Below are 24148 nucleotides of genomic sequence, written 5' to 3'. Positions count from 1 at the left end.
TTCTGGCCTTCTCAAGGCCAAATGCCGATGAACTCCTTGCAATGCATAGATCGCGTCGATCATCACCGTCTTCGGAACGGTAGGCTCGGCGGCCAGACCGTCCATCATCCGGGCGAAGACCCTTTGCTTCCAGCCATTGCAGAGGGTCTTTGGCGGGCCATGCTCCCTCGGCGCATCACGTGTTCAGTCCCGGCATCTGGTGTGATCGGGTTCAGGATGAATCTGTCGGGCCCTGAAGTCCGGATCTTGCAGATGCATTCGTAGGGCGTGAGACCGGCGAGCGTCTTGAGCCTGCGCGCGAAGCTGTATGCCGCCATGAAGTCCCCGAGGTGTATTCGGAGCTGATCGTGACTGTCGTAGTGGAAGCGCCTGACGGCAGGGCACGGCTTCGAGCATGCGCTGAAGGAATTCCCAGGCTGTCTTCCTGTCGGCCCTGTCGACGAGCCGGGTCACGGCGAACCTGCTCGTCCGGTCGGTTCCAACGAACAAATATGGTTTGCCCTCAGCGGCTTGCACCTCGGCGATATCAATTTGGAAGACCCCTGTGGGGTCGCGTTTGAACTGCGACCGCTTCGGCTTGTCGCCCTCCATATCAGGCAGGCGCGAGATGCCCTATCGTGGCAGGCATCGGTGCAGCGCAGATCGCGTCTGGTGAGGGATTGAGGGCTGCAAGGCATAAAGGCAGTCGTCCAACGGCAGAAGCGCATGACGCCGGAACGTCACGACCATCGCTTCTTCGGCTTCGCTGAGGACGGTGGACCGAGGCTCCGACGATCCGGTCTTCATATCCTCGACCGTGGCGCGCTTGCGCCACTTCGCAACGGTCCTGGGGTTGATGTCCGGTTCCCGGCTCGGCGCCGCGAGCGAAGCTTGCGGTCATCCGGGCCAGCCCCTGGACCGACGGCGGGCAGGCTCTCATCATTGCAGCTCGGACCGCGTGCGTGGTCGTGGCGCTTCCGTGACGAACCTGTCCCATGGGGCATCCTTCCATTCCGAAGAAAGGATCGCACCATCAAACCGTGGGATCAGACAGCTAGCGATCAGACATAATTGACGCAGCCGCCGTTACGATCGCCTCGCGCAACCAGATGTGGGGAGGAGCGTCCTGATATCGTTTATGCCATAAAAGGCTCATCGTGAAGCCTGGCAGGTCCATTGGCGGCGGCAGGATGGCGAAGCGCTTGACATCTGCCGTCCGTGCCAGCGTCTCTGGGAGCGTCATGACCAACTCGGATCTGGAAACCATATCCATTGCGGCAAGAAAGCTCGGAATACGGACCCGAACGCGGCGTGTCAGGCCCTGACCCGCCAGCGTTTCGTCCACGGTGGTCGGACCGACATCGGTGATGGCCACAACGACATGATCGCAGGCCAGAAAATCATCGATCGAGAAGCCCTGGCGTATTGCGGGGTGACCTGCCCGCAACAGGCATACATAGCGATCATCGAACAGGGCACGGCGCTGGATGCCCGATCTTGCAGTATCCATCACGCCGATGACGGCATCAATTTGATCGTTCTCGAGTGCGCTCAGAGGATCCTCTTGAAGTGGAGGGACCTCGATATCCAGACCCGGTGCCGCCTCCGTAATCTGCGCCAGCAGAGGTGACAAAAGTCCCGCTGCGTGCAAATCGGGTGTCATCAGCCGGATGCGTCCCTGTGCCGTCGCCGGATCGAAGGGCTGGGCATCCAGCATCCCGGAGATCTCGGTCAGGACGCTTTTCAGAACCGGTTCCAGCGTCACGGCACGCGGCGTCAGCGAATAGCCGCCGGCCCCCTCGGCAAGCAGTTTGTCGCCCAGAACGGCGCGCAATCTGCCGAGGGCGCGGCTCGTTGCCGGTTGGCTCAAGCCGAGGCGTTTGGCTGCACGGGTGACATTGCGCTCTGCCAGCAACGCCTCGAGGACGACCAGCAGATTCAGATCGACACTGCGTAAATTCCTTTGATGCATAGTCACTATATACCAAATGCATTGGAAGCATATCAATGGCCTGCCCTAGACTTTACGCATCATGAAGACATGCATCAAAGGAGGCGGAAGATGTATACGATATTCGGAGCAAGCGGCCGCGCCGGCGGCGCTGTGGCCCGATCTATGCTGGCCCAAGGCGCTGCGATCCGTGTGGTTCTGCGGCGCCCGGAGCTGGCTGGGGATTGGCGCGGATCGGGGGCGGGTGTCAGTATCGCCGATCTCGATGACATTGATGCGATGACTGCCGCACTGAAAGACGCTGATGGCGCATTTCTGCTGAACCCGCCGCCGATGTCGGGTGATGCTTTCGCACGGGCAGAGCAGGTCGGGGCGAACTATGCGATCGCCGCGCGGACAGCGAATTTGCCCAAGGCTGTCGTGCTTTCATCAATCGGAGCGCAGCATGCAAAAGGGGCCGGCGCGATCTCGGCGTTGCACGGTTTCGAGGCCAGCTTGACAGGTTCCGTCCCCAGTCTGGCGATCCTGCGAGCGGGTTACTTCGTCGAAGGCTTCGGTGAGGTTGCTGAAGCCGCGATCAGGGATGGCATGCTGCCGACCTTTCTGAAACCCGACCAGAAGATCCCGATGATCAGCACGCGTGATATCGGCCGAGCGGCGACCGATCTGCTGATCCGAGAAAGTTGGCGAGGCAAACGGATCGTTGAACTGCATGTTGCAGAGGGGTGGAGCGCCGATGACGTAGCACAGGCCTTTTCGACCGTGCTTGGGCGCCCGGTCTCTGCAAGTTTCGTGTCGCCCGAGGCGCGGCCCGGCATACTGGCCGATGCCGGCATTCCGGCCGAGGCCGCGACGGTCCTGCTGGAGATGTATGATGCAATCGCCGCAAGGCGGTTTGAAAGTGAACAAGGGCAAGAGAAGCGCGGCAACGCAGTCTCGTTACAGGATGCGGTTCGCGAAATGATTGTTTAATGCCGATCAAGTCGGTTCCGTCCTGTGAGCCAAACATTTTCTGTGCTGTGCTGCGCCGAGCGAAAGGAAGGCCCTTATCCATTCGCCAAGCGAGCTGTTCGCGAGACCGGACCTTGGCCACATGGCAGCAAGGTCCGCATTGCGTGAGTTCGAGCGGCGCAATCCCGCGCAGGGTCGGGGTTCGGCGGATGGTACAAAGCTCGGGTTTTGGCAGTGGATGCCACTGGTGCACCGAGGCTGTGTTCCAGTCGCTTCGCGGTGTCATGGACGTCAAGCAGGGCTTCATTGCCTCAAGCCCGCCGCATGACAGCTTCTCCGAAGCCGTGGCGGTGACGTGGGATCCGGCCTTGATCACCTTTGACGACCTGATTGCGGTGCACCTGGCCACCCATTCCAGCGCCTCGCACCACAAGATGCGCGGAAAATACCGCAGTGCCATCTATGTCCATGACGCTGCCGACGGCGAGGCCGCGCGCCGGATCATCGACATGATCGCGCAGCAGACCGACAGCGACATCGTGACCGAGGTGTTTTCGTTTGAAGCCTTCAAACCATCGGACACGCGGTTCAAGGACTACTACGTTCGCAACCGCAACGGCCCGTTCTGCGAGGCCTATATCGAGCCGAAACTGGCCCTGCTGCGGCAGCGGTTCGCCGGCCTTTGGCTGGAGGACGTATAGCGGCTGGAGGACGTATAGAAGTCAGTACGTGATCTGACAGGCACGGGTGCGGCAAAGACAGCCATTAGCCTGATGAACATGGGATCGTTACTTTCCGACACTTACTCGAAAGACAGGCTGTTCAGCCTCGCTTCGAAGAAGGGGAAAATCCCGCCATCGGCCATGCGCGAAATGACAAATTCGTGTGGGATCATCACGCCATCGACCTCACGGTAGTCCGAGCGGGTCACGTGCTCTCCCGAGCCGTGATAGGGCGTGTCCAGATCGCCATCCTCTTCGGCCACCATGCGGGCGATGGCACCCGTCTTGTCGAAATACACGATCATGGATGACTGAAGTCCATCGGCCGCAACAATGGCGCGGGCGCTTTGGTCGTCTATCGGCTGCCATGTCACTTGCCCACCGGGCAGAAGCGCCTGTGGGTAGAGCGGCGATTCCAACAGCCAGCGGCGCAGCGAAATCACGTTCAGTTCAGGGGTTTCACGTTCATCCACGACGGTCAGCGTGGACAGGATCTTTGCCTTCATTTCCATTTCGCCATTGGCAAAGAAGTCGTAAGCCCGCGCCCAGACGCCGGGGATGATCGGCGTTGTTGCGGAAAACATCAAAGCGGGTTGCGATATTGCGATCACCTGCTCGGCTTTGGTGAAATTGAATGTCTCTGTCCGAGGGCGGCGAAACTGTCCCTCGGATGTCTGCCTGACGAGCCGCGCCTCCGGGATGCCTCTGGGAAAGGCGAAAGCAAAGTAACGCCGCACCGGAGCCGGCAGGGCGGCAAGATCGGATTCACTCGGCTGTTCAAACGACGTCGCTGCAGCGATCCCCGCAATTGCGTCCTGCAGCCTGCCGATGTCGCGCTCTGTCCTGTAGGACCCGATCCCCACCGTGACGGCGGCCCCCATCAACAGCATCGCCGCCCCGCGCGATATCCATTTCCAAACTCGCATCCTGGACTCCTTTCGTCCATCAGCCGGCATCTGTAAACTTATGTACGGATATTTACCCGGTGCGTAAACTTATGTACGGTCACCTGTCAAGCGAAATCGGGGGGAGTGCCGAAATGTCCGAAAAACAGACTGAACGCCGCGCCCAGATCGAGGCCGCAGCTTTCGAACTGCTTGAGAACGTCGGCTACAAGAAGGCCAGCATGCTGGAAATCGCGAAGCGGGCCAGGGCCTCCAACGAGACGCTCTATGCCTGGTATGGAAACAAGCAGGCCCTGTTCAGCAGCCTGATTTCGAGCAATGCCAGGATCGTGGAAGACTCTCTTCAGGAGGCCGTTTCAGGCAACGCCAATCCGGACGACGCATTGTTCGACCTTGGCAAGCTGCTTTTGGAATTCACTGCGACAGAAAAGGCCATCATCATCAATCGGGCAGCCGTGGCAGATGTTCAGGAAACGGGTCTTCTGGCGGCAGCCGTCGAAAAGAACGCCCGGCAGGTCATGATTGGGCTTATTGACGCCCTCATGGCCAAGCTCGCTGCATCGGGTCGCTTCCGCTTTGATCATGGTCTCCGAGAGGCCACGGAAGTCTTCATCGGGCTCCTGATCGGAGAGCTTCAAATGCAACAGGCGCTTGGCGCTATTCCACCTCTTGCAAGCCATGAGATCGACGACCGGGCCAAACGGATCACGGACCTGTTTTTCAGGCTGTATCGCTTCTCGTGAAATGTCGCCCGCGGTGGTTTCAGTGGAGTGGCTCCAGTGGAAAGGATAACGGACACTGGTCAAGAAACCTGGAATGTCGGCTCCGTCCCGCATCTCGACCGTCCACGCCACGCGCAGTGAAGGTCGGCTGTCGACGAAGGTTTGATTGGCAAATGAGGAAAGATTACTGGCTAAATGCGTTCTTAACCCGTTGATTTTTCGTAGCCGTTGAGGAAGATTATCGCTTGCTTCTGAATTGTCGGTGACGAGCGCCTGACATGCGCAAGCAGAAATCGGGCAGTATCGTAAACCTCAGCTCGGTCTCCGCGCAGCGCGGCGGCGGCATCTTCGGTGGGCCGCATTATTCGGCCGCCAAGGCCGGCGTGCTGGGCCTGACCAAGGCCATGGCCCGCGAACTGGCGCCCGACAATATCCGCGTCAACGCCATCTGCCCCGGCTTCATCGCCACCGACATCACCGCCGGCAAGCTGACGCCCGAGATGAACGAACAGATCCTCGCCGGCATCCCCATGGGCCGCGCGGGTCAGGCCAGCGATGTCGCGGGCTGCGCATTGTTTCTGGCCTCGGACCTCTCGGCCTACTGCACCGGAACCGAGATCGACGTGAACGGCGGATCGCTGATCCATTAGGGCGTCGCGCCCTCCGGAGGTTCGGACGAGGGCACCACCCGGCACAAATCAGGAGGAGAAGATGAGACTTGAACTTGCGGCGATCATCGCCTGCGGCGCGGCCGCGGGCGGGGGTGCCGCCATGGCCGAGGAGATCATTCTGGCCCATGGTGAAAACCCCGGCAATCCACGCTATGAGGCGGCCCAGCTTTGGGCCGACACATTCACCGAATGCACCGGCGGCGAATATACCGTCCTCGTCGCGCCTTCGGCCACGCTTGGCGACGACGCCGAGACGCTGACATCAGCCTCGGCCGGCGTCATTCAGGTCACCGCCAGCAGCCAGGGCACAACCAGCCAGATGGTTCCCGAGATGGGCCTGCTGGGTCTGCCCTTCCTGTTTCAGGATCTGCCCACCGCATGGGAGGTGCTGGACGGAGAGATCGGCGCGCTGCTGGACGCCCGCGCCGAAGAAACGAACCTGAAGATCCTCGGCAATTGGGACAACGGCATCGTTGATGTCGCCCGCCACGATCAGCGGGAGCGCCGCAGGATCGGAGAGATAGACCTCCAGAAACGCCTCACGCATGTGGCGGCATTGCGCAAGAAGGCGCATGCAGTTGGCATCGGCCAGTTGCCACCAGCGCGACCACTCATAGGCACCGAAAATGCCCTTCGACTTCAGATGCACGCCCATGATGTTGAAATCCGAGCCTTCCGCCGGGTGAACCGTGACCCAGAGCGGGCGGCGCTCATAGCGGAACCATTCGGGCACCCGGTCGGCGCCGCGATCCAGAAAGAATGGCTCTGTCGCCCTGTGGACAAGCCCGGCCGCCGGGTCCTCGACATCGTTGATGGTCAGGTGCGTGTCCGCGAAAGTGCCGCGGTCCGTTCGGACGGCGATGCCGACGCATTGGGTCGAGGTGCTCAGTCGCGGGTTGTCGGGGCTGGAGGGAAACCGCGAACGCTGGATATGGGTGAACCATCGGACTTCGGATATGGATGCCATCAGGATCTCCATATCCGCTGTCCGGTCGGGGCCTTCGATGATCAGGAGGATGTCCGGGTCGAGATCGGTGAGCTCCTCGCGCAGGAGTGCGATGCGTTCGGCGACGCTGGGGCCTTCGTTTTTCCACGGCAGCCGGGGGCCGCGGACGTTCCTGTCGCCGGGTTTGAGCGCGCCTGCCTCGCTGTCGACGAGGTCGTTGAGCCATTCCATGTTCCAGACGACAAGCTTCATCTGCGCCCCCGCGCGTTGCGTGTTGCAGATCGCGTACAGGCTAGCGCGGTTTCATGAATGGGTTGCGAACGGCGTTGCGGCCGAAGAAAGCCGTGATCCTTCGGCGCGCCCGCGGCGGTCTTTTGGGCGAGCAATGGGGCCCGTCACCCTCCCGGCAATAGACAGACCTCGCTGCCGCGTTTGCGTTGCGGACCCCCGTGGCGCGCCAGTTCGGATCATGGGCGACGAGGACGGTGAACAACGGCGTCTTGGCGTTCAGGATCGATGCCACGCCCGAGGCGATATGCTGCCGTCCCCAGACGATCAGCGAAAACGGGATGACGTTGTTCAGCAGGTCCATCCCGAAGAACGCCGCCCAGACCCGCCGTTCGCGCGGCAACCCATCATCATCAAACCCGCTACCTCGTAATACAGTGGGTAGGGCAGCATTACACACAAGAGCATAAAATTGCGTCAAACACTAAAATGCAATTTTTATTGCAGTTCGTTCGGACTGTTGCTATGAATGCTACGAAGGTGCCCGGTAGATTCGGTCCGCGCCTTGGGAGAGAGCCGGCATATCCGCTTGCGGATGCGCCATTCAGCAAATGCCGGTTGGCCGGCGCGGGAGGATACCTCTGCTTTGGAAAGGCAGGCGGGGCGCCATGTTGCGTTTCCCGTCCGGAGAAACGATGCCTGCGCTCCGCCCGGTCGGCATGGGTCCACTGGAGGAATATAGATGAAAATGATCCTGACCGCTGCCGCAGTATGTACGCTGATGGCAGGTTCTGCAAATGCCGAGAAGATCGGCGTCGCGATGTCGCTGTTCGACGATAACTTCCTGACCGTTCTGCGCCACAACATCCAGCGTCATGCGGACGAGTTGGGCGTGGAAGTGCAGATGGAAGACGCGCAGGGCGACATCACGCGGCAGCAGTCGCAGATCGAGAATTTTGCAGCTTCTGGCGTTGATGGCATCATCACGATGCTGGTCGATGCCGATTCCGGTCGCGCCATGTCGAAAATCGCTGAAGAAGCGGGTGTTCCGCTGGTCTTCGTCAACATGCTGCCCGCCAATATGGATGAATTTCCGGCAAATCAGGCCTGGGTCGGCTCTGACGAAGAGCAGGCCGGCCGGCTGGAGACCGAGGCCGTCTGCGAATTGCTGGGCGGCGAAGGCTCTGCCGTGATCCTGCTGGGCCAGCTTGGAACCACTGGTCAGCGTGGCCGCACCAAGGCCACGGAAGAGGTCCTGGCAAGCGAGGCATGCAGCGGCATCGAGGTTCTCGATCAGCAAACCGCGGACTGGATGCGCACGCCCGCCCTGGATCTGATGACCAACTGGATCACCTCGGGGATGCAGCCCGACGCCGTCATCTCGAACAATGACGAAATGGCGCTTGGTGCAATTCAGGCGCTGAAATCGGCTGGCGTGTCGATGGATGATGTCGTCGTATCGGGCGTCGATGCGACACAGGATGCCCTCTATGCCATGGAAGCGGGCGATCTGGATGTCACCGTCTATCAGTCCGCGATCGGGCAGGGCCAGGGCGCCCTGGAAACAGTTCTCAAGATTGCCCGCGGCGAAGCTTTCGAGCAGCGCGTGGCGGTTCCCTTCGAATTGGTCACGCCCGAGAACCTTGCGGAATACAAGGCCAAGAACTGATGAGGCCGAGGGGGCGCGGCAGCCCCCTCAACATCCGCTCTGATCGGTTTCGGACGACGTCAGCTGCAACTGCGGCATCACGTTTCCAGCGATCGGCGCGCTGAAACATGGCGGATAAATCAGTGGGGAGGTCATGATGATATCCGAAAAGACGCGGGCGGCGATCGAACGCTACAAGGGAAAGCCCGGCGATGAACTTCTAAGAATCGAAGGCATCCGCAAGGAATTCCCCGGCGTCGTGGCACTGGACGATGTTCGATTCAGCCTTCGTCGCGGCACGGTCCACGCGCTGATGGGCGAGAATGGCGCCGGCAAGTCCACGCTGATGAAGATCATCGCGGGGATCTATACGCCGAACAAGGGCGAGATCTTCCTAAGGGGGGAAAAGGTCCGGCTGAACGGTCCGCTCGATGCGCTGGAACGCGGCATTGCCATGATCCATCAGGAACTTGCGCTGATGCCCTTCATGACGGTGGCGGAAAATATCTGGATCCGGCGCGAGCCGATCAACCGGATGGGCATCATCAATCACGCCGAGATGGCCCGCAAGACGCAAGAGTTATTCGATCGCCTCAATATCCGCATCGATCCGCTGTCCGAGGTGCGTTTCCTGACAGTCGCCCAGCGGCAGATGGTCGAGATCGCCAAGGCCGTCAGCTATGAATCCGACGTTCTGATCATGGATGAGCCGACCTCGGCGCTGACCGAAACCGAAGTCGAGCATCTGTTCGAGATCATTCGCGATCTGAAAACGCGCGGCATCGGAATCGTCTATATCACCCACAAGATGAACGAGCTCTTTGAGATCGCCGACGAGTTCTCGGTGTTCCGGGATGGCAAGTATGTCGGCACCCATGCCAGTAGCGAGGTGACCCGCGATGACATCATCCGCATGATGGTCGGACGCGAAATCACCGATATGTTCCCCAAGGAAGAGGCCGAGATCACCGACACGATCCTGTCGGTCGAAGGACTGACGCTTGAGGGGACTTTCCATGACATCAGCTTCGATCTGCGCAAGGGCGAGATCCTGGGACTGGCCGGGCTGGTCGGTTCGGGGCGCTCGAATGTGGCCGAGGCGCTGTTCGGTGTGACGCCAGCGACCTCAGGCAGGGTCCGCATCGACGGGCAGGAAGTAAGGATCGCCTCGCCCGCAGATGCCATGAAGCATGGCATGGCGTTCCTGACCGAGGATCGCAAGGACACGGGCTGTTTCCTGCCGCTCTCGATCCTTGAGAACATGCAGATCGCCATGCTGCAGGAAAAGAATGTCCGCATGGGTTTTGTCGAACAGGGCGAGGTCAGCCGGCAATGCGAGGAGATGCGTGAGGCATTGCGGGTCAAGACCCCGAATATGCAAGAGCGGATCGAGAACCTGTCAGGCGGCAACCAGCAGAAGGTGCTGATCGCGCGCTGGCTGCTGACCAAGCCGCGTATCCTGATCCTGGATGAGCCGACACGCGGCATCGATGTCGGTGCCAAGGCCGAAATCCACCGGCTGATTTCCCGCCTCGCGGGTGAGGGGGTGGCGGTCATCATGATCTCCTCCGAACTGCCCGAGGTACTGGGCATGTCGGATCGGATCATGGTCATGCACGAGGGGCATATGACCGGGATCCTTAACCGAAACGAGGCCGATCAGGTGAAAATCATGGAACTGGCGGCGCGATAGGGCCGCGGGGCACCGCCGGTGCCGGGAAGGAACAACCAATGGAAAACGTTCAGATAGAACCCATCGAAAAGAAAAGATCGTTTCGGATCCCGGGCGATCTCAGCATTCTGCTGGTACTCATAGGCGTGGCTTTGGTCTTTGAGGTGCTTGGCTGGATCACGCAGGGTCAAAGCTTCCTGATGAATCCGCAGCGGCTGACGATCATGATCCTTCAGGTCTCGGTCATCGGGATCATCGCCATTGGGGTCACGCAGGTCATCATCACCGGCGGCATCGACCTGAGTTCGGGATCGGTCGTCGCGATGACGGCAATGGTCGCGATGAGTTTCGCACAGGCCGAAGGCTATGACCGCGCGGTTTATCCCGCCTTGACGGGCCTGCCGGTCGTCGTGCCGCTGTTGATCGGGCTTGGTGTCGGCCTGCTGGCGGGTCTGATAAATGGCCAGTTGATCGCGCGAACCGGGATACCGCCCTTTATTGCGACCCTGGGGATGATGGTGGCCGCGCGCGGTGTCGCTAAATGGTATACCAAGGGGCAGCCGATCAGTTTTCCGACCGAAAGCTTCGGGGCGCTTGGGGACGGCGCCGTTCCCGTGTTCATCTTCCTGGGCATGGCCGTCATCTTTCACATACTTCTGAAATATACCCGCTATGGCAAGTTCACCTATGCCATCGGGGCCAACCCGCAGGCGGCGCGCGTGTCGGGGATCAATGTGCAGGGTCATCTGGTCAAGGTCTATGCCATTGCCGGGCTTCTGGCCGGTCTTGCCGGCATCGTCACCGCCGCACGGGCCGAGACTGCGCAAGCAGGCATGGGCATGATGTACGAACTTGACGCCATTGCTGCGGCGGTGATTGGCGGCACGTCGCTGGCGGGCGGGCGCGGGCGCATCTTTGGTACGGTTATCGGAACACTCATCCTTGGCCTGATGATGTCCGGTTTCACCTTCCTGCGGGTCGATGCCTATTATCAGGAGATCGTGAAAGGCGCGATCATCGTGGCCGCCGTGGTCGCGGATGTCTATCGCCAGAAGGCGCGCAGCAAGGCCGCCTGAGCATCCTGAAAGTCTGACCTAAGCGCCCCCAAAGCTTGGGCTTTGGGGGCGCTTCATCGTTCAGGTGCCGGTGACGGTCGGGATCCGTGGCGCCTGATTGCCGTCCTGCACCCGCGACGCGACGGCCACGACCAGCGCCTGCGCCAGGCACATCGGGGCCGCGAGGGAACGCGAAAAGGTATAGTCATGTTCGGGCACAGGGAACAGCACCCGAGCCCATTTCGCCAGAGGCGACAAGGTGCTGTCCGAAATGGCGATGATGTCGGTGCCGTTGCGTCCCGCCTGTTCGACGATGTTCACCACCTCATTGGCATAGAACCGGAACGACACGGCCAGCAGCACATCCCGTTTCCCGATGGCGCGGGCCATATGTGTCGCCAGGCCGCCGCCGCTATCCAGCAAGACGCAGCGCTTGCCCAGCATCGTCAGTACATAGCGCAGAAGCTCGACCACCGGGGCCGACCGAAGCTGGCCCAGAAGGTAGATATTTTCGGCCTTTGTCAGCAATTCCGCTGCGGCTGCAAGATCGGCGCCGTTGATATCTTCCAGCAGGGATTGCAGCGAGGCGATATCGCGCACCACCAGGTCGCGCAGGAACCCGACCTCGGACCTGTCCGGGGAATCCTGCAATTCGGTTTCCAGCGCCTTGATCCGCGCCTCGAACCCCGGCGCGGCGGTGGACAGGCGCTTCTGGAACAGGGCCTGCAATTCCTTGAAGCCTTTGTAACCCAAGGATTGCGCGAACCGCACGAAGCTGGAGGCATGGATGCCACAGCGTTCGGCAATGGCATTCACGGAATGAACGGCCACATCATTCGGGTTCTGGGTCAGAAAGACCGAAATCCGCTGATAGGTCTTGCTCATGCCGTCATGCCGGTCATGGATCAGCCGTATCAGATCCTCATAATCTTTCGGCGGTGTCATGTCGTTCATTTCTGGGATCCTCCGGCGTATACTCTGCAACAAATATTGCAACTCACCAAGCCTGCGTTTCAGCTTCGAATTCGACAAAAATGATGCCCGGCGGGAAGGAAGCCGGGCATCATCGCAGAAGGGTGGGAGGGGACCCTTCGTTCATATTGAGAACGTCAGCGTGGCACGCCCAGCCATTGCCTCTGGGACGAGGATTTCTGGATCGTCTCGACCAGCGTCTGAATCCCCAGGCCCTTGCGGAAATTGAACGGCTCGGGGATCTCGCCTGCGATGGCGCGCAGATAGCCCGCGACCTCGATGGCCTTCAGATCGTTGAAGCCCAGCTGATGGCCCGGCGCGACGCAGAAACTGCCATAGGGCGGGTGATCCGGTGCCGCCTCGATACGGCGAAAACCACGATGCCCGGTTCGGTCGGCTGTGCTGTAGAAATGCAGTTCGTTAAAGCGTTCCTGGCTGAAGGACAGCGCACCTTTCGTGCCATAGACCTCGAAATCATGCTGCATCTTGCGGCCGGTGGCGATCCAGTTGCCCTCGATAGAGCCCTGAGCGCCGTTTTCGAACCGCAGAAAGGCACGACCGACATCGTCCACCGCGACCGCGCGCATGCCGCCCTTGTCATCGGGGCGCCGGTCGATCAGCGTGACACAATCGCCCATGACCTCGACAATCGGTCCCAGCAGATATTCCGCTGTGGCCAGCGCGTGGCTGCCGATATCGGCCAGCGCCCCGCCGCCCGCGGGATCATGGCGGAAGGTCCACGGGCCTTTCGCGTCGGCCATGTAATCCTCGGCATGCAGGCCGCGATAGCCGCGGATTTCGCCCAACTCGCCAGCCTCGATCATGTCGCGCGCAAGGGCAATCATCGGATTGCAGAGATAGTTGAACCCGACCTGCGTTCTGATGCCGGCCGCTTCGGCGGCATCGGCCATGTCGCGCGCATCGCTGGCCAGCGGCGCCAGCGGTTTTTCGCAATAGACATGCTTGCCCGCTGCGATGGCGGCCAGCGCCATCTCCTTGTGCAGCGCATTGGGCGCGGTAATGTCGATCACGTCGATAGTAGGGTCCTCGATCATGCGCCGCCAGTCCGAGGTGGCATTGGCAAAGCCAAGCGCCGCCGCTGCGCGCGAGGCCATTTCATCGCTGGCATCCGCCACCGTATGCAGCACCGGCTCATACGGCAGATCGAAGACCCGCGGCGCAGAGGCAAAGCCGAAGACATGGGTCTTGCCCATGAAGCCGCTACCGATCAGCCCGATATTCAACCTGGGTTTAGACATTCAGCGCCTCGCGATTGACGACCATCTGCGGATCGATGCTGCCATCCAGAAAATCCAGCGCATTGCGGATCGAGGCAATCGCCATCCTTTCGCTGCATTCCTCGGTCAGACCGGCGATATGGGGGGACAGGATCACGTTGTCGCAGCCAATCAGGGGTGAGTCCGCTGCCGGGGGCTCCTGGTCAAAGACATCCACCCCGGCCGCGCCCACCTGCCCCGATTGCAGCGCCTGGACCAGTGCGACCTCATCGACAACGCCGCCACGCGCGGTATTGGCAAGGATGACGCCCCGACGCATCTGCGCGATTTCGGCCGCGCCGATGGCAGGCCGGTCGCCGCGCGGGATATGGACCGAGATGCAATCCGCCCATGCCAGCCCATCGGTCAGGGATACCGGCTGAACCGCACTATCCGGCCAGCCGGCCCGTTCCAGATAGGGATCATAGGCGCGGACCTCCATCTGAAAGCCGGCCGCCATGCGCGCCAGATTGCGTCCGATGCGCCCATAGCCAAGGATCAGCAGGCGCTTGCCGCTGATTTCCTGCTGCTCCAGCAGGTTGCGCCAACCCCATTGCCCGACCTCACGAACCGAGCGATCCGCGCGGATCACCCGTTTTGCGCCGGCCAGCAGCTGCATCATCGCGTGTTCGGCGACCGAGACAGAATTCACGTCGCCCACGATGGTCAGGGCAATGCCGCGCCTGTCCAGCGCCTCCAGATCGACCGCGTCATAGCCGACCCCGTGGCGCGAGACGATCTTCAGCTTCTGCGCCCGCGCGATGGTCGCGGCACTCAGGGGCTGGGTGCGGATCACCAGCGCATCCGCCCGGTCGATGAGCGGCGCATATGAGGCTTCGGTTACCTCGGTGACATAGTCATGGCTGACACCGCTGGCCGAAAGTTCGCGCAGCAATGCCTCGCCCGCCGGATGCAGCTTTCCCGCGACAAGAAGATGCGGCATCAGTAGACCCCTTTCGTGCTGTCGCCCGAGACACCGTCACCTCCGGTCAGGTCCCGCCATTCCCTGACCGAGGCCGAAGCCGCCGCCGCCAGCAGACGGGAATCGCCCGATACCGTGGTCAGATCGAAGCCCCATCCTATGGCGCGGGCTGCGTAGGCTGGGGTGCCGCAATGCAGACATGCGCGGATTTCGTTGCGCTTGCAGGCATCAACGACCTGTTTGATAAGATCGATCATCTCGGGCTCTTCGCGGTCGAATGCCGGCGGCAGACGACCGTTCTGCGTTCCCAGCGTCAGATCGGCCGGTCCGACATAGATACCGTCCAGCCCGGGTGTCGCTGAGATGGCATCCAGATTGGCGACGCCTTGGGCGGTTTCGATCATGGCAAGGGCCAGAACTTCGTCATTCGCCTGCACGCCATAGCCGCCATATGCGATGGCCGCGCGCGTTGGCCCGAAGCTGCGCTGACCATGGGGCGGATAGCGCATATAGCTGACGAATTCTGCCGCTTCCTCGGCGGAGTTGATCATCGGGCAGATGATTCCCTGCGCCCCTGCATCCAGGGCCTTCATGATGATGCCCGGCTCCCGCCAGGGCACCCGCGCCATCGGCGTCACGCCGGATGCCCGCATGGCCTGAAGCATCGGCAGGAGCGAACCATAATCCAGCGCACCGTGCTGAATATCGATGCTGACGCTGTCATAGCCCTGCGCGGCCATGATCTCGGCGGTGAAGGGGCTGCCGATCGACAGCCAGCCATTCAGCGCCGGTTTTCCTTCGGCCCAGATCTGGCGAAGCTTGTTCCTGAACATGTGCAAAACTCCTCAGAAAAGAATTTGGGCCAGCTTGGTGTCGAGATAATCCTCGATCCCTTCGCTGCCGCCTTCACGGCCCATGCCGGAATGATTGGTGCCGCCGAACGGGACCTCGGACGCGGCCAGCGCAAAGCTGTTGATGCCGACCATGCCCGCTTTAAGCGCGGCCACCGTGCGGCGGGCGCGGTCAGGCGATCTGGTGAACGCATAGGCGGACAGCCCCATCTCGCTGGCATTGGCGCGCGACAGCGCCTCGTCTTCTTCGGAGAAGCGGGTGATCGCCGCGATGGGGCCGAAATTTTCCTCGGCAAAGACCCGCATGTCGTCCCGGATATTGGTCAGGACCGTTGGCTCGAAGAAAAAGCCTTCGTTTCGATTGGCCCGCTTGCCGCCCAGGGCGACATTCGCGCCGGAATTCACCGCATCCTGAACGATGGCTTCAATCTCATCCAGGCGCCCGCCATTGATCAGCGGTCCCATGCCGGTTTCGGGGTCCAGCCCGTCGCCCAGCCTGATCCCGGACGCGCGCTCGACAAAGCCCTCGACAAAGGCATCGTGCAGGCTGTCATGGATGAAGAACCGGTCTGGCGTCACGCAGACCTGCCCGCAATTGGCGTATTTCGTCGGCACGACCGCATCCAGCGTGGCGTGCAGATCGGCGTCGTCATAGACGATCAACGGGGCATTGCCACCCAGTTCCATACTGACCTTTTTCACCGTATCGGCAGCATCCCGGATCATCTGCTGACCGACCCGGGTCGAGCCGGTCAGGCTGACCTTTCGCACGCGCGTATCGCCCATGATCGGGCCATAGGTCGCGCCGGTCGAGCCGACGACAAGATTGATCGCGCCATCGGGCAGCGCGGCCGCCCGCAGGCAATCGACCATCACCATCGCCACGCCCGGCGTCTGCGACGACGGGCGCAGGACCACCGGACAGCCCGCCGCCAGCGCCGGTGCCAGCTTGCGCGCCGGGAGTGCTGCGGGGAAATTCCATGCGGTAAAGGCGCCGACGATGCCCACGGGTTCGCGGGTGACCTCGAACCGACCGCCGGGGACGCGGCTGTCAACGATGCGGCCATAGATGCGGCGGGCCTCTTCCGCGTACCAGCGGAACTGATCGCAGGCGAGCGCCCATTCCCGCTGTGCCTGCGCGATGGGCTTGCCGGTTTCCAGGCTGATCATCCGCGCGCCCTCATCGGCACGGCGAAGCATTTCCTCTGCCGCCTTGTGCAGCGCGTCGGCGCGACCGAATCCGCCCATCGCCCGCAATTTCGGCAATGCGCGCGCTGCGGCGTCCAGTGCCGCGCGGGTGTCCTCGGCGCTGGCCGTGCTCAACGCGGCCAGAGGTTTGCCGGTGACGGGCGAGATGACCTCTGCGCTGTTGGCGCCCGGGGTCCATCCGCCATCGATGAACAATCCAAAATCCTGATACATGGCTTATCCGATCTCACTGATCTTGACGGTGCGGTTTTCCCGGACCGAGCGGATGGCAGCCTCGGCAAGGATCAGGGCCTGCCGGCCATCTTCAAAGCCCACCGGAACCGGGCGGCCCTGCTCGACGGCATCCACGAATGCGCTGATTTCCGCGGCAAAGGCATCGGCATAGCGGTCGATGAAGAAATTCTTCAGGGGTGCGGCCCGGTCGGTAAATGCCGCTGCATAAAGCCGCACATGATCCATCGGCCGGTTCTCGGAAATGGCCATGCCGGCGCTGCCGAAAGCCTCGATTCGCTGGTCATAGCCGTAAACCGCGCGGCGGGAATTGGTGATGATCGCCTGTTTGCCGCTGGCGGTCTTCAGCACCACCGTCACGGTGTCGTAATCATCGCAGCGCTGCATCAGCGCCGGATCAACCAGCCGCGATCCCGTGGCGGTCAGCTCGGTGACCTCTTCAGCCAGGATGAAGCGCGCCATGTCGAAATCATGGATGGTCATGTCGCGGAAGATGCCGCCCGAGACCTCGATATAGTCATCCGGCGCCATGCCCGGATCGCGCGAGGTGATCGTGACCTGATGCAGATCCCCGATCTGGCCCGATTCGATGGCGCGGCGGACGCCCGCATGACCCGAATCGAAGCGTCGTACAAAGCCCAGCATGATGGGCAGATCGGTGCCTGCAATTTTCGTTGCGCAGGCATTCACCCGGTCCAGCGACAGATCGATCGGCTTTTCGCACAGGATTGCCTTGCCGGCGGCGACCGAACGCTCGATCAGGTCGGCATGGGTGGGCGTCGAGGTCGCAATCAGGACCGCATCGACATCACTTGAGCCCAGCACAGCCTCGACCGACTCGAATTCCTGCACCCCCAGCTTTGCCGCGACTTCCCGGGCGGCGGGTGCGTGGATATCATAGACCCCGGCCAGCTTCGCGCGGGGGTGGGACGCGATATTTTCGGCATGCATGCGGCCAATACGGCCCGTGCCGAGGACGGCGATTCTTGTCATGGGGGCTCCTCCAAACCAATTTATGCAATAATCATTGCAAAACTATTGCATTGTCAATCATCATTCCGTAAAGATTCGGAAACACCATCCGCAGGAGGAGGCGAGATGACCGCGAATACCGTTCGCCTGACCATGGCTCAGGCTCTTGTGCGCTACCTTTGCAACCAGTTCACCGAGATCGACGGCCAGCGCGTTCCACTGTTTGCCGGCGTCTTCGGGATCTTCGGGCATGGCAATGTGACCTGTCTCTCCGAAGCGCTGGAACAGGTGCAGGATCGCCTTCCGACCTGGCGTGGCCAGAACGAGCAGTCGATGGCATTGGCCGCCGTCGCCTATGCCAAGGCCAAACGCCGTCGCCAGCTGATGGTGGCGGCAACCTCGATCGGGCCGGGGGCGGTGAACATGGTCACCGCCGCGGGTACGGCGATGGCCAATCGTCTGCCGGTTCTGCTGCTGAGTGGTGATACCTTCACCAACCGCCTGCCCGACCCGGTGCTGCAACAGGTCGAGCATTTCCATGATCCGTCGATCAGCGTGAATGACAGCTTCCGTGCCGTGACCCGGTATTGGGACCGGATCACGCATCCGGCGCAGATCCTGTCCTCGCTGCCGCAGGCCATCGCCACCATGCTGGACCCCGCCGATTGCGGTCCGGCCTTCATCGGCCTGCCGCAGGACATTCAGGAAATCGCCTATGACTATCCGGTCGAGTTCTTCGCGGAAAAGACCTGGATCATCCCGCGCCCCCGTCCTTCGCGCGATCAGGTCGCTGCGGCGGCAGAGTTGCTGAAGACGGCTAAAAAGCCGCTGATCATCTCGGGCGGCGGTGTGCGCTATTCGGGCGCGGAAGCTGCGCTGGCGGATTTCGCCACCGCACGCGGCATCCCGATGGCTGAAACCATCGCCGGCAAGGGCGCGGTGGTTCACGATCACGACGCCTATATCGGCGCGATGGGGATCGAGGGTACGGAAGCGGCGCGAGAGATTTCGGAAGGCGCTGACGTGGTGATCGCCGTGGGTACGCGGTTGCAGGACTTCACCACCGGATCATGGTCCACCTTCGCCCGCGACGCGCAGTTCATCAATATCAACGCCGCACGTTTCGATGCGCTCAAGCACCGGGCGGTCCCGGTGGTGGGAGATGCGCTGGAAGCGATCGCCGAACTGGATCAGGCCCTTGGTGACTGGCGCTGCGACCCGGCACATATGAAGCACGCCAAAGCGCTTTATGCCGATTGGAACAGTCTCCTGGATGAAGGGCAGGCCCCGACGAATGCCGCGGTGCCCAGCTATGCGCAGGTGATCGGCGTGGTGAACAGGGCCGCGCGCGACAATGACACGATGATCGCGGCCGCCGGCGGCCTGCCGGGCGAGACGATCAAGAACTGGCGCGTGAAAAGTCCGCATACCTTCGATTGCGAATTCGGTTTCTCCTGCATGGGCTATGAAATCGCCGGCGGTTGGGGCCACGCCATGGCCAAGGCGGGCGAGGGCACGCCCATCGTCATGGTCGGCGACGGCTCCTACATGCTGATGAATTCGGACATCTATTCCTCGGTCCTGTCGGGGCACAAGATGATCGTCGTGGTCTGCGACAATGGCGGCTTCGGGGTCATCAACCGTTTGCAAACGAATAACGGCATCCCGGGTTTCAACAACCTGCTGAAGGACAGCCGGGTGCTGAACAGGGATAATCCCCTGCATGTCGATTTCGTGAAACATGCCGAGGCGATGGGCGCTTATGCCCGCCAATGCGCAAGCCTCGCCGATCTGGAAGCGGCGATGGAATGGGCGCAGGGCACGGATCGGACGACGGTGCTCTGCATCGCCTCGGACGCGCATGCCTGGACCCCCGGCGGGGCGGGCTGGTATGTCGGCGTCCCCGAAGTGTCGGAGCGCAAAAGCGTCCGCGAGGCCCGCGAGGCGCAGGTGGCCTTCCGCGAAAAGCAGCGGCAGGGAGTCTGAGATGCGGGCGAAACTTGGCATTGCTCCCATCGCCTGGTGGAACGACGATCTGGCAGAGCTCTCCGATGACGTCAGCCTCGACGAATGCCTGCGTCAGGCCTCCGTGGCAGGCTTTACGGGGATGGAGACCGGTCGCCGCTTTCCCATGGACATGGCCGAGCTTGGGCCGGTGCTGGACCGGCACGGGATCTCGGTCTGCGGCGGCTGGTTTTCGGGCCTGCTGCTTGACGGCGATATCGAGGCGGAAAAGGATCGCATCGCGCAGCAGATGCAGTTCTTCATCGCCGCCGGCGCGCCCTGCATCGTCTATGGCGAGACGGCGCGCAGCATTCAGGGGCTGCGCGATGCGCCGCTCGCCACCAAGCCGAAACTGAGCGAGGCCGAAATGGCCGCCTATGGTCGCAGGATCAGCGATTTCGCCGATTGGTGCGCGGCGCAGGGGATGCCCATCGCCTATCACCACCACATGGCCGCAGCGGTCGAGACCGAGGCGGAACTGGACCTGCTGATGAAGCACTCATCCGTGCCGCTGCTTTTCGACGCCGGCCACATGGCCTTTGCCGGCGGCGACGTGATGCGGGTGATCGAAAATCATCATGGCCGGATCACCCATGTCCATACAAAGGACATCCGCCGCGCCGTGGTCGAGGGGTTGGACCGCGCCCGCGAGAGCTTCCTCGACGCGGTGATCAAGGGCGCCTTCACCGTGCCCGGCGACGGCGATCTGGATTTCGAAGCCATCGTCAAGGCACTGGCGAGGCACGGATACGAGGGCTGGTTCGTGATCGAGGCCGAGCAGGACCCGGTCGCCAACCCGCCGCAGGAAATGGCCCGCAAGGGGTATCAGGAACTCATGCGCGTCATGGGCGCGGCAGGATATGAGGTGGTTTCATGAACCGGATCGAAGGAAAGATCGCCGTCATCACCGGCGGCACGCAGGGCCTCGGGGCTGCCATCGCCCGGCAATTCGCCGAAGCCGGGGCGGGTGGCATCGTCATCATCGGGCGCGGGCAGGAGAAGGGGCAGGCGGTGGCCGACGCGATCGCCCAAGCCACGGGTGTGCCGGTCCGGATGATCACGGCCGATCTGGGGAATATTGACGATGTAGGCGCCATAATCCCCGCCGCAGACAAGGCTTTCGGGCGTGTCGATATCCTGGTGAACGCAGCCGGGCTGACCGACCGGGGCAATATCCTGAACACAACGCCCGAGCTCTTCGATCAGATGTTCGCGGTGAATGTCCGCGCGCCCTTCTTCCTGATCCAGGACGCTGCCAAGGTGATGATCCGCGAAGGGATCGAGGGGCGGATCGTCAATATCGGCTCGATGTCGGAGCTGGCCGGGCAGCCTTTCCTGGCGCCCTATTCCGCCTCCAAGGGGGCACTGGCGACGCTGACGCGCAATGCGGGTTTCGCGCTGATGCGCAACCGCATCCATGTGAACCAGCTGGATATCGGCTGGATGAATTCCGACCACGAACGCAAGCTGATCGAGGCCGAAACCGGCGACGCCACCTTCATCGACCGGGCGGCGGCCGGGAAGCCCTTCGGCCGCATCCTCGACCCGGCCGAGGTCGCCCGCGCAGTGCTGTGGATGGCTTCGGATGACAGCGGCATGATGACCGGCGCGGTCATTCCCTTTGATCAGTCGGTCTATGGCGGCTATGACGACGCGCCGGTCCCCGCCGCGGCATTGGAGATCTGAGACATGCGGACAATCAAGGGCCCCGGCGTCTTCCTGGCGCAATTCGCGGCCGATCAGTCACCCTATGACACGCTGCCGAGCCTTGCGGAATGGGCAGCAGGGAAGGGTTTCAAGGGCGTCCAGATCCCCACATGGGATACCCGTCTGATCGATATGAAACAGGCCGCCGAAAGCGCGACCTATTGCGACGAGATCAAGGGGATGCTGGCCGATCACGGGCTGGAGATCACCGAATTCGCCTCGCATATCACCGGCCAGCTGGTGGCGGTGCATCCGGCGCATGATCAGATCATGGATAGCTTCGCCCCCGAACCCGTGCGCGGCAACCCCAAGGCCCGCCGCGCCTGGGCCGAGGAACAGCTGCGTTTTGCCGCCCGTGCCTCGAAACGGCTGGGCATCGACCGGCATGTGACCTTTTCGGGCGCGCTCCTGTGGCCCTATCTCTATCCCTATCCGCAATGGCCCGAGGGGCTGGTCGAGGAGGGCTTTGACGAGCTTGCCCGCCGCTGGACACCGATTTTGAACGATTTCGACGCGCATGGCGTGGATATCTGCTATGAAATACATCCCTGTGAGGATCTGCATGACGGCCATAGCTGGGAATATTTCCTGGACAAGGTCGGCCATCATTCCCGCGCCAACCTGATGTATGATCCCAGCCATTTCGTGCTTCAGGCGCTGGATTATCTGGCCTTTATCGACCATTATCACGACCGCATCCGCGCCTTTCACGTCAAGGATGCCGAGTTCCGCCCGGATGGAAAATCGGGCGCCTATGGCGGCTATCAGCCCTGGAGCAAACGCGCCGGTCGCTTTCGCAGTCCCGGCGATGGCCAGGTCGATTTCGGTGCCATCTTCACCAGGCTGACCACCCACGGCTTTGACGGCTGGGCCGTTCTGGAATGGGAATGTTTCGTCAAGAACCCCGAGGACGGTGCCCGTGAGGGTGCGCAATTCATCGCGGATCACATCATCCGTGTGTCCGACCGGGCCTTTGATGATTTCGTGAAATCCGGCGCGGATCGGGGCGCCAACCGGGCCATGCTCGGACTGGAGGAATGATGAGCGTGAAGAAACCTCTGCGACTTGGCATGATCGGCGGCGGACAAGGCGCCTATATCGGCAATATCCACCGCCTGGCCTCGCGTCTGGATGGTGCCTGGCAGCTTGTCGCCGGCGCCTTCGATGTCGATCCCGAACGCGGCCGCGATTTCGCCATCGCCGAGGGGCTGGATCCGGCGCGCAGCTATGGCAGCTACCAGGATCTGATCGCTGGTGAAGCGCCGCGCGCGGACCGCGTGGATGCCGTCGCCATCTGCACGCCGAATTTCACCCATTACCCGATTGCGAAGGCGCTGATCGAGGCGGGCTTCGACGTGATCTGCGAAAAGCCCCTGACCGCGACGCTTGAGGATGCCGTCGCGCTGGAAAAGCTGGCCCGCGAATCGGGCCGCTTCGTCGGCGTGACCTATACCTATTCCGGCTATCCCATGGTGCACGAGGCGCGCGTCCGTGTTGCAAAGGGCGAGATCGGCGCGATCCGAACCGTGCAGGTGGAATATCCGCTGGAATGGATGGCCACCGCCATCGAGCAGCAGGGCAACGCACAGGCCGCATGGCGCACCGACCCGAAGAAGAACGGCCGCGGCGGTTCGATCGGCGATATCGGCACCCATGCCTATCATCTCGCGGGATTCGTCTCCGGGTTGAAGCTGCAGGCGCTGACGGCCGATCTCGCAACTTTCGTGCCGGGCCGGGCGCTGGACGACAATGCCCATGTCATGATGCGCTATGAGGGCGGGGCCCGGGGCCTGCTCTGGTCCTCGCAGGTAGCGCTTGGCAATTCGAACGGCGTCAGGCTGCGCGTCTTTGGTGAGACCGGGTCATTGTCATGGTTCCAGGAGCAGCCGAACGAATTGATCCTTGCGCCGCTGGACGGACGCGTCCAGACCATCAAGCGCGGTGCGGATGACCTGTCCGAGGACGCCAAGCTACGCATCCGCACTCCGCCCGGGCATCCCGAAGGCTATCTGGAAGCTTTCGCCAATCTTTATGCCGGCTTTGCCGAGGCGATCAGAGCACGGACCGAGGGGCGCGTGCCCTCGGCGCTGGGCCAGAACCTGCCGGTGGCCTATGACGGGCTGAAGGGCGTTGCATTTGTCGAGGCTGTCGTAGACAGCGCCGAAGCTGCCGACCAGCCCTGGATCACGCCAATTGCGGTCTAAGCCCCAGCTAGGGCCAAGCTAATCGGCCGATTTGAGGCTAAAGTACCCCTACTGGCGGCATCCGGCAAGTTCCTCCATTTGCCGCCAGCCTCGAAACTAATGCAGGCCAACGACATTACTTGGGACTCGTGCTTGACGATCCGAATATCGCGCCGAAGGCCTTTGTTCTCCCATACCAGCCTACGATCCTTTGTCGACAGCAATTGACTGGGGCAGCATTACTCTTACAGCGTCACAAGAGATGGGTTAATCTGGGTGCCGCATGGACATCGCATCTATCTGCGTGCCAGCGTGACAGTCAGTATTCTACGCAGCGTTGCGATCGGGTTTGAGCTGTGCCGTCCGGGCC

The 24148-nt window shown here is 61.8% G+C and carries 22 protein-coding genes and 2 pseudogenes; 13 read left to right on the top strand and 11 right to left on the bottom strand.

Annotated elements, in window-relative coordinates:
* Positions 1 to 45: 45 nt before the first annotated feature.
* From IT41_RS20870 to IT41_RS15750, 3 genes and pseudogenes are all read right to left on the bottom strand, one after another.
* A pseudogene (locus tag IT41_RS20870) lies at positions 46 to 177 on the bottom strand (IS5/IS1182 family transposase); the annotation flags it as partial.
* A pseudogene (locus tag IT41_RS15755) lies at positions 176 to 976 on the bottom strand (transposase family protein). The pseudogenes IT41_RS15755 and IT41_RS20870, both read right to left, overlap by 2 nt.
* Positions 977 to 1033: 57 nt before the next feature.
* A complete protein-coding gene (locus IT41_RS15750; protein ID WP_036743188.1) occupies positions 1034 to 1951 on the bottom strand; it encodes a LysR family transcriptional regulator in 918 nt (305 codons plus the stop codon).
* Between the two features lie 90 nt (positions 1952 to 2041).
* Here IT41_RS15750 and IT41_RS15745 point away from each other — a divergent pair, with 90 nt between their 5' ends.
* Both IT41_RS15745 and IT41_RS15740 read left to right on the top strand, forming a co-directional pair.
* On the top strand, positions 2042 to 2902 hold the full coding sequence (locus IT41_RS15745) for an NmrA family NAD(P)-binding protein (protein ID WP_036743185.1): 861 nt from the start codon (positions 2042 to 2044) through the stop codon (positions 2900 to 2902).
* Positions 2902 to 3582, top strand: coding sequence for a peptide-methionine (S)-S-oxide reductase (locus tag IT41_RS15740; RefSeq protein ID WP_231564772.1), 681 nt, complete (start codon positions 2902 to 2904; stop codon positions 3580 to 3582). The genes IT41_RS15745 and IT41_RS15740 overlap by 1 nt, the downstream gene beginning before the upstream one ends.
* Before the next feature lie 101 nt (positions 3583 to 3683).
* Here IT41_RS15740 and IT41_RS15735 read toward each other — a convergent pair whose 3' ends face one another.
* On the bottom strand, positions 3684 to 4529 hold the full coding sequence (locus IT41_RS15735; protein ID WP_036743206.1) for a DUF6920 family protein: 846 nt from the start codon (positions 4527 to 4529) through the stop codon (positions 3684 to 3686).
* Between the two features lie 113 nt (positions 4530 to 4642).
* Here IT41_RS15735 and IT41_RS15730 point away from each other — a divergent pair, with 113 nt between their 5' ends.
* The 3 genes from IT41_RS15730 to dctP all read left to right on the top strand — a co-directional run bounded on the left by IT41_RS15730 (position 4643) and on the right by dctP (position 7156).
* Positions 4643 to 5251, top strand: a complete 609-nt coding sequence (locus tag IT41_RS15730; protein ID WP_036743205.1) for a TetR/AcrR family transcriptional regulator — start codon at positions 4643 to 4645, stop codon at positions 5249 to 5251.
* 257 nt (positions 5252 to 5508) lie between these two features.
* On the top strand, positions 5509 to 5880 hold the full coding sequence (locus IT41_RS15725) for an SDR family oxidoreductase (protein ID WP_425320063.1): 372 nt from the start codon (positions 5509 to 5511) through the stop codon (positions 5878 to 5880).
* Between the two features lie 61 nt (positions 5881 to 5941).
* Positions 5942 to 7156 (top strand): TRAP transporter substrate-binding protein DctP, encoded by a 1215-nt coding sequence (gene dctP, locus IT41_RS20175; protein ID WP_074948172.1) that lies wholly within the window; start codon positions 5942 to 5944, stop codon positions 7154 to 7156.
* Here the strand turns inward: dctP and IT41_RS22195 are convergent.
* The gene (locus IT41_RS22195; protein ID WP_036743180.1) at positions 7140 to 7478 is read right to left on the bottom strand and encodes a hypothetical protein; all 339 of its coding nucleotides are present in this window, start codon (positions 7476 to 7478) and stop codon (positions 7140 to 7142) included. The two genes, dctP and IT41_RS22195, sit on opposite strands and share 17 nt — an antisense overlap.
* Positions 7479 to 7817: 339 nt before the next feature.
* Between IT41_RS22195 and IT41_RS15710 the strand changes: the two genes are divergently transcribed.
* From IT41_RS15710 to IT41_RS15700, 3 genes are all read left to right on the top strand, one after another.
* Complete coding sequence (locus tag IT41_RS15710) at positions 7818 to 8744, top strand: sugar ABC transporter substrate-binding protein (protein ID WP_036743177.1); 927 nt, start codon at positions 7818 to 7820, stop codon at positions 8742 to 8744.
* A 133-nt stretch (positions 8745 to 8877) separates the two neighbouring features.
* Positions 8878 to 10416, top strand: a complete 1539-nt coding sequence (locus tag IT41_RS15705; protein WP_036743174.1) for a sugar ABC transporter ATP-binding protein — start codon at positions 8878 to 8880, stop codon at positions 10414 to 10416.
* 38 nt (positions 10417 to 10454) lie between these two features.
* On the top strand, positions 10455 to 11471 hold the full coding sequence (locus tag IT41_RS15700; RefSeq protein ID WP_036743172.1) for an ABC transporter permease: 1017 nt from the start codon (positions 10455 to 10457) through the stop codon (positions 11469 to 11471).
* A gap of 60 nt (positions 11472 to 11531) precedes the next feature.
* On the opposite strand, the gene IT41_RS15695 is transcribed toward IT41_RS15700, so the two are convergent.
* From IT41_RS15695 to iolG, 6 genes are all read right to left on the bottom strand, one after another.
* Positions 11532 to 12404 carry a MurR/RpiR family transcriptional regulator gene (locus IT41_RS15695; RefSeq protein WP_036743170.1) on the bottom strand — a complete coding sequence of 291 codons (873 nt, stop codon included), beginning with the start codon at positions 12402 to 12404 and terminating at the stop codon, positions 11532 to 11534.
* A gap of 155 nt (positions 12405 to 12559) precedes the next feature.
* On the bottom strand, positions 12560 to 13681 hold the full coding sequence (locus tag IT41_RS15690) for a Gfo/Idh/MocA family protein (RefSeq protein ID WP_036743168.1): 1122 nt from the start codon (positions 13679 to 13681) through the stop codon (positions 12560 to 12562).
* Entirely contained in the window at positions 13674 to 14642 is a 969-nt protein-coding gene (locus IT41_RS15685; protein ID WP_036743166.1) for a hydroxyacid dehydrogenase, read from the bottom strand. Before IT41_RS15685 ends, IT41_RS15690 begins: the two co-directional genes overlap by 8 nt.
* A complete protein-coding gene (locus IT41_RS15680) occupies positions 14642 to 15454 on the bottom strand; it encodes an HpcH/HpaI aldolase family protein (RefSeq protein ID WP_036743164.1) in 813 nt (270 codons plus the stop codon). The genes IT41_RS15685 and IT41_RS15680 overlap by 1 nt, the downstream gene beginning before the upstream one ends.
* A 12-nt stretch (positions 15455 to 15466) precedes the next feature.
* The gene (locus IT41_RS15675; RefSeq protein ID WP_036743162.1) at positions 15467 to 16894 is read right to left on the bottom strand and encodes an NAD-dependent succinate-semialdehyde dehydrogenase; all 1428 of its coding nucleotides are present in this window, start codon (positions 16892 to 16894) and stop codon (positions 15467 to 15469) included.
* 3 nt (positions 16895 to 16897) lie between these two features.
* Positions 16898 to 17905, bottom strand: coding sequence for an inositol 2-dehydrogenase (gene iolG, locus IT41_RS15670; protein WP_036743160.1), 1008 nt, complete (start codon positions 17903 to 17905; stop codon positions 16898 to 16900).
* Positions 17906 to 18010: 105 nt separating this feature from the next.
* On the opposite strand from iolG, the gene iolD reads away from it, so the two are divergent.
* Genes iolD through IT41_RS15645 form a run of 5 tightly spaced genes read left to right on the top strand, consistent with a single transcriptional unit; the run spans position 18011 to position 23799 of the window.
* Positions 18011 to 19870 (top strand): 3D-(3,5/4)-trihydroxycyclohexane-1,2-dione acylhydrolase (decyclizing), encoded by a 1860-nt coding sequence (gene iolD, locus IT41_RS15665; RefSeq protein WP_036743157.1) that lies wholly within the window; start codon positions 18011 to 18013, stop codon positions 19868 to 19870.
* A 1-nt stretch (position 19871) separates the two neighbouring features.
* Entirely contained in the window at positions 19872 to 20765 is an 894-nt protein-coding gene (gene iolE / locus IT41_RS15660) for a myo-inosose-2 dehydratase (RefSeq protein ID WP_036743154.1), read from the top strand.
* Complete coding sequence (locus IT41_RS15655) at positions 20762 to 21574, top strand: SDR family oxidoreductase (protein WP_036743152.1); 813 nt, start codon at positions 20762 to 20764, stop codon at positions 21572 to 21574. Before iolE ends, IT41_RS15655 begins: the two co-directional genes overlap by 4 nt.
* A 3-nt stretch (positions 21575 to 21577) precedes the next feature.
* Complete coding sequence (locus IT41_RS15650; protein ID WP_036743150.1) at positions 21578 to 22636, top strand: sugar phosphate isomerase/epimerase family protein; 1059 nt, start codon at positions 21578 to 21580, stop codon at positions 22634 to 22636.
* A gap of 29 nt (positions 22637 to 22665) precedes the next feature.
* Positions 22666 to 23799, top strand: a complete 1134-nt coding sequence (locus IT41_RS15645) for a Gfo/Idh/MocA family protein (protein WP_036743203.1) — start codon at positions 22666 to 22668, stop codon at positions 23797 to 23799.
* The last annotated feature ends 349 nt before the right edge of the window (positions 23800 to 24148 follow it).

The organism is Paracoccus halophilus (assembly GCF_000763905.1).
Lineage (GTDB): Bacteria > Pseudomonadota > Alphaproteobacteria > Rhodobacterales > Rhodobacteraceae > Paracoccus > Paracoccus halophilus.
Note: the sequence above shows the minus strand (reverse complement) of the source record. Positions and strands in the feature narration are given on the sequence as shown.

Bases quoted from the DNA above. Each gene is read 5' to 3' on its own strand.
- IT41_RS15655 (WP_036743152.1), top strand. From the start codon at position 20,762: ATGAACCGGATCGAAGGAAAGATCGCCGTCATCACCGGCGGCACGCAG.
- IT41_RS15675 (WP_036743162.1), bottom strand. From the start codon at position 16,894: ATGTATCAGGATTTTGGATTGTTCATCGATGGCGGATGGACCCCGGGC.
- IT41_RS15740 (WP_231564772.1), top strand. From the start codon at position 2,902: ATGCCGATCAAGTCGGTTCCGTCCTGTGAGCCAAACATTTTCTGTGCT.
- IT41_RS15680 (WP_036743164.1), bottom strand. From the start codon at position 15,454: ATGTTCAGGAACAAGCTTCGCCAGATCTGGGCCGAAGGAAAACCGGCG.
- iolG (WP_036743160.1), bottom strand. From the start codon at position 17,905: ATGACAAGAATCGCCGTCCTCGGCACGGGCCGTATTGGCCGCATGCAT.
- IT41_RS15650 (WP_036743150.1), top strand. From the start codon at position 21,578: ATGCGGACAATCAAGGGCCCCGGCGTCTTCCTGGCGCAATTCGCGGCC.
- IT41_RS15725 (WP_425320063.1), top strand. From the start codon at position 5,509: ATGCGCAAGCAGAAATCGGGCAGTATCGTAAACCTCAGCTCGGTCTCC.
- IT41_RS15690 (WP_036743168.1), bottom strand. From the start codon at position 13,681: ATGTCTAAACCCAGGTTGAATATCGGGCTGATCGGTAGCGGCTTCATG.
- IT41_RS15685 (WP_036743166.1), bottom strand. From the start codon at position 14,642: ATGCCGCATCTTCTTGTCGCGGGAAAGCTGCATCCGGCGGGCGAGGCA.
- IT41_RS15705 (WP_036743174.1), top strand. From the start codon at position 8,878: ATGATGATATCCGAAAAGACGCGGGCGGCGATCGAACGCTACAAGGGA.
- dctP (WP_074948172.1), top strand. From the start codon at position 5,942: ATGAGACTTGAACTTGCGGCGATCATCGCCTGCGGCGCGGCCGCGGGC.
- IT41_RS15750 (WP_036743188.1), bottom strand. From the start codon at position 1,951: ATGCATCAAAGGAATTTACGCAGTGTCGATCTGAATCTGCTGGTCGTC.
- IT41_RS15745 (WP_036743185.1), top strand. From the start codon at position 2,042: ATGTATACGATATTCGGAGCAAGCGGCCGCGCCGGCGGCGCTGTGGCC.
- IT41_RS15645 (WP_036743203.1), top strand. From the start codon at position 22,666: ATGATCGGCGGCGGACAAGGCGCCTATATCGGCAATATCCACCGCCTG.
- iolE (WP_036743154.1), top strand. From the start codon at position 19,872: ATGCGGGCGAAACTTGGCATTGCTCCCATCGCCTGGTGGAACGACGAT.
- IT41_RS15710 (WP_036743177.1), top strand. From the start codon at position 7,818: ATGAAAATGATCCTGACCGCTGCCGCAGTATGTACGCTGATGGCAGGT.
- IT41_RS15700 (WP_036743172.1), top strand. From the start codon at position 10,455: ATGGAAAACGTTCAGATAGAACCCATCGAAAAGAAAAGATCGTTTCGG.
- IT41_RS15735 (WP_036743206.1), bottom strand. From the start codon at position 4,529: ATGCGAGTTTGGAAATGGATATCGCGCGGGGCGGCGATGCTGTTGATG.
- IT41_RS15695 (WP_036743170.1), bottom strand. From the start codon at position 12,404: ATGAACGACATGACACCGCCGAAAGATTATGAGGATCTGATACGGCTG.
- iolD (WP_036743157.1), top strand. From the start codon at position 18,011: ATGACCGCGAATACCGTTCGCCTGACCATGGCTCAGGCTCTTGTGCGC.
- IT41_RS15730 (WP_036743205.1), top strand. From the start codon at position 4,643: ATGTCCGAAAAACAGACTGAACGCCGCGCCCAGATCGAGGCCGCAGCT.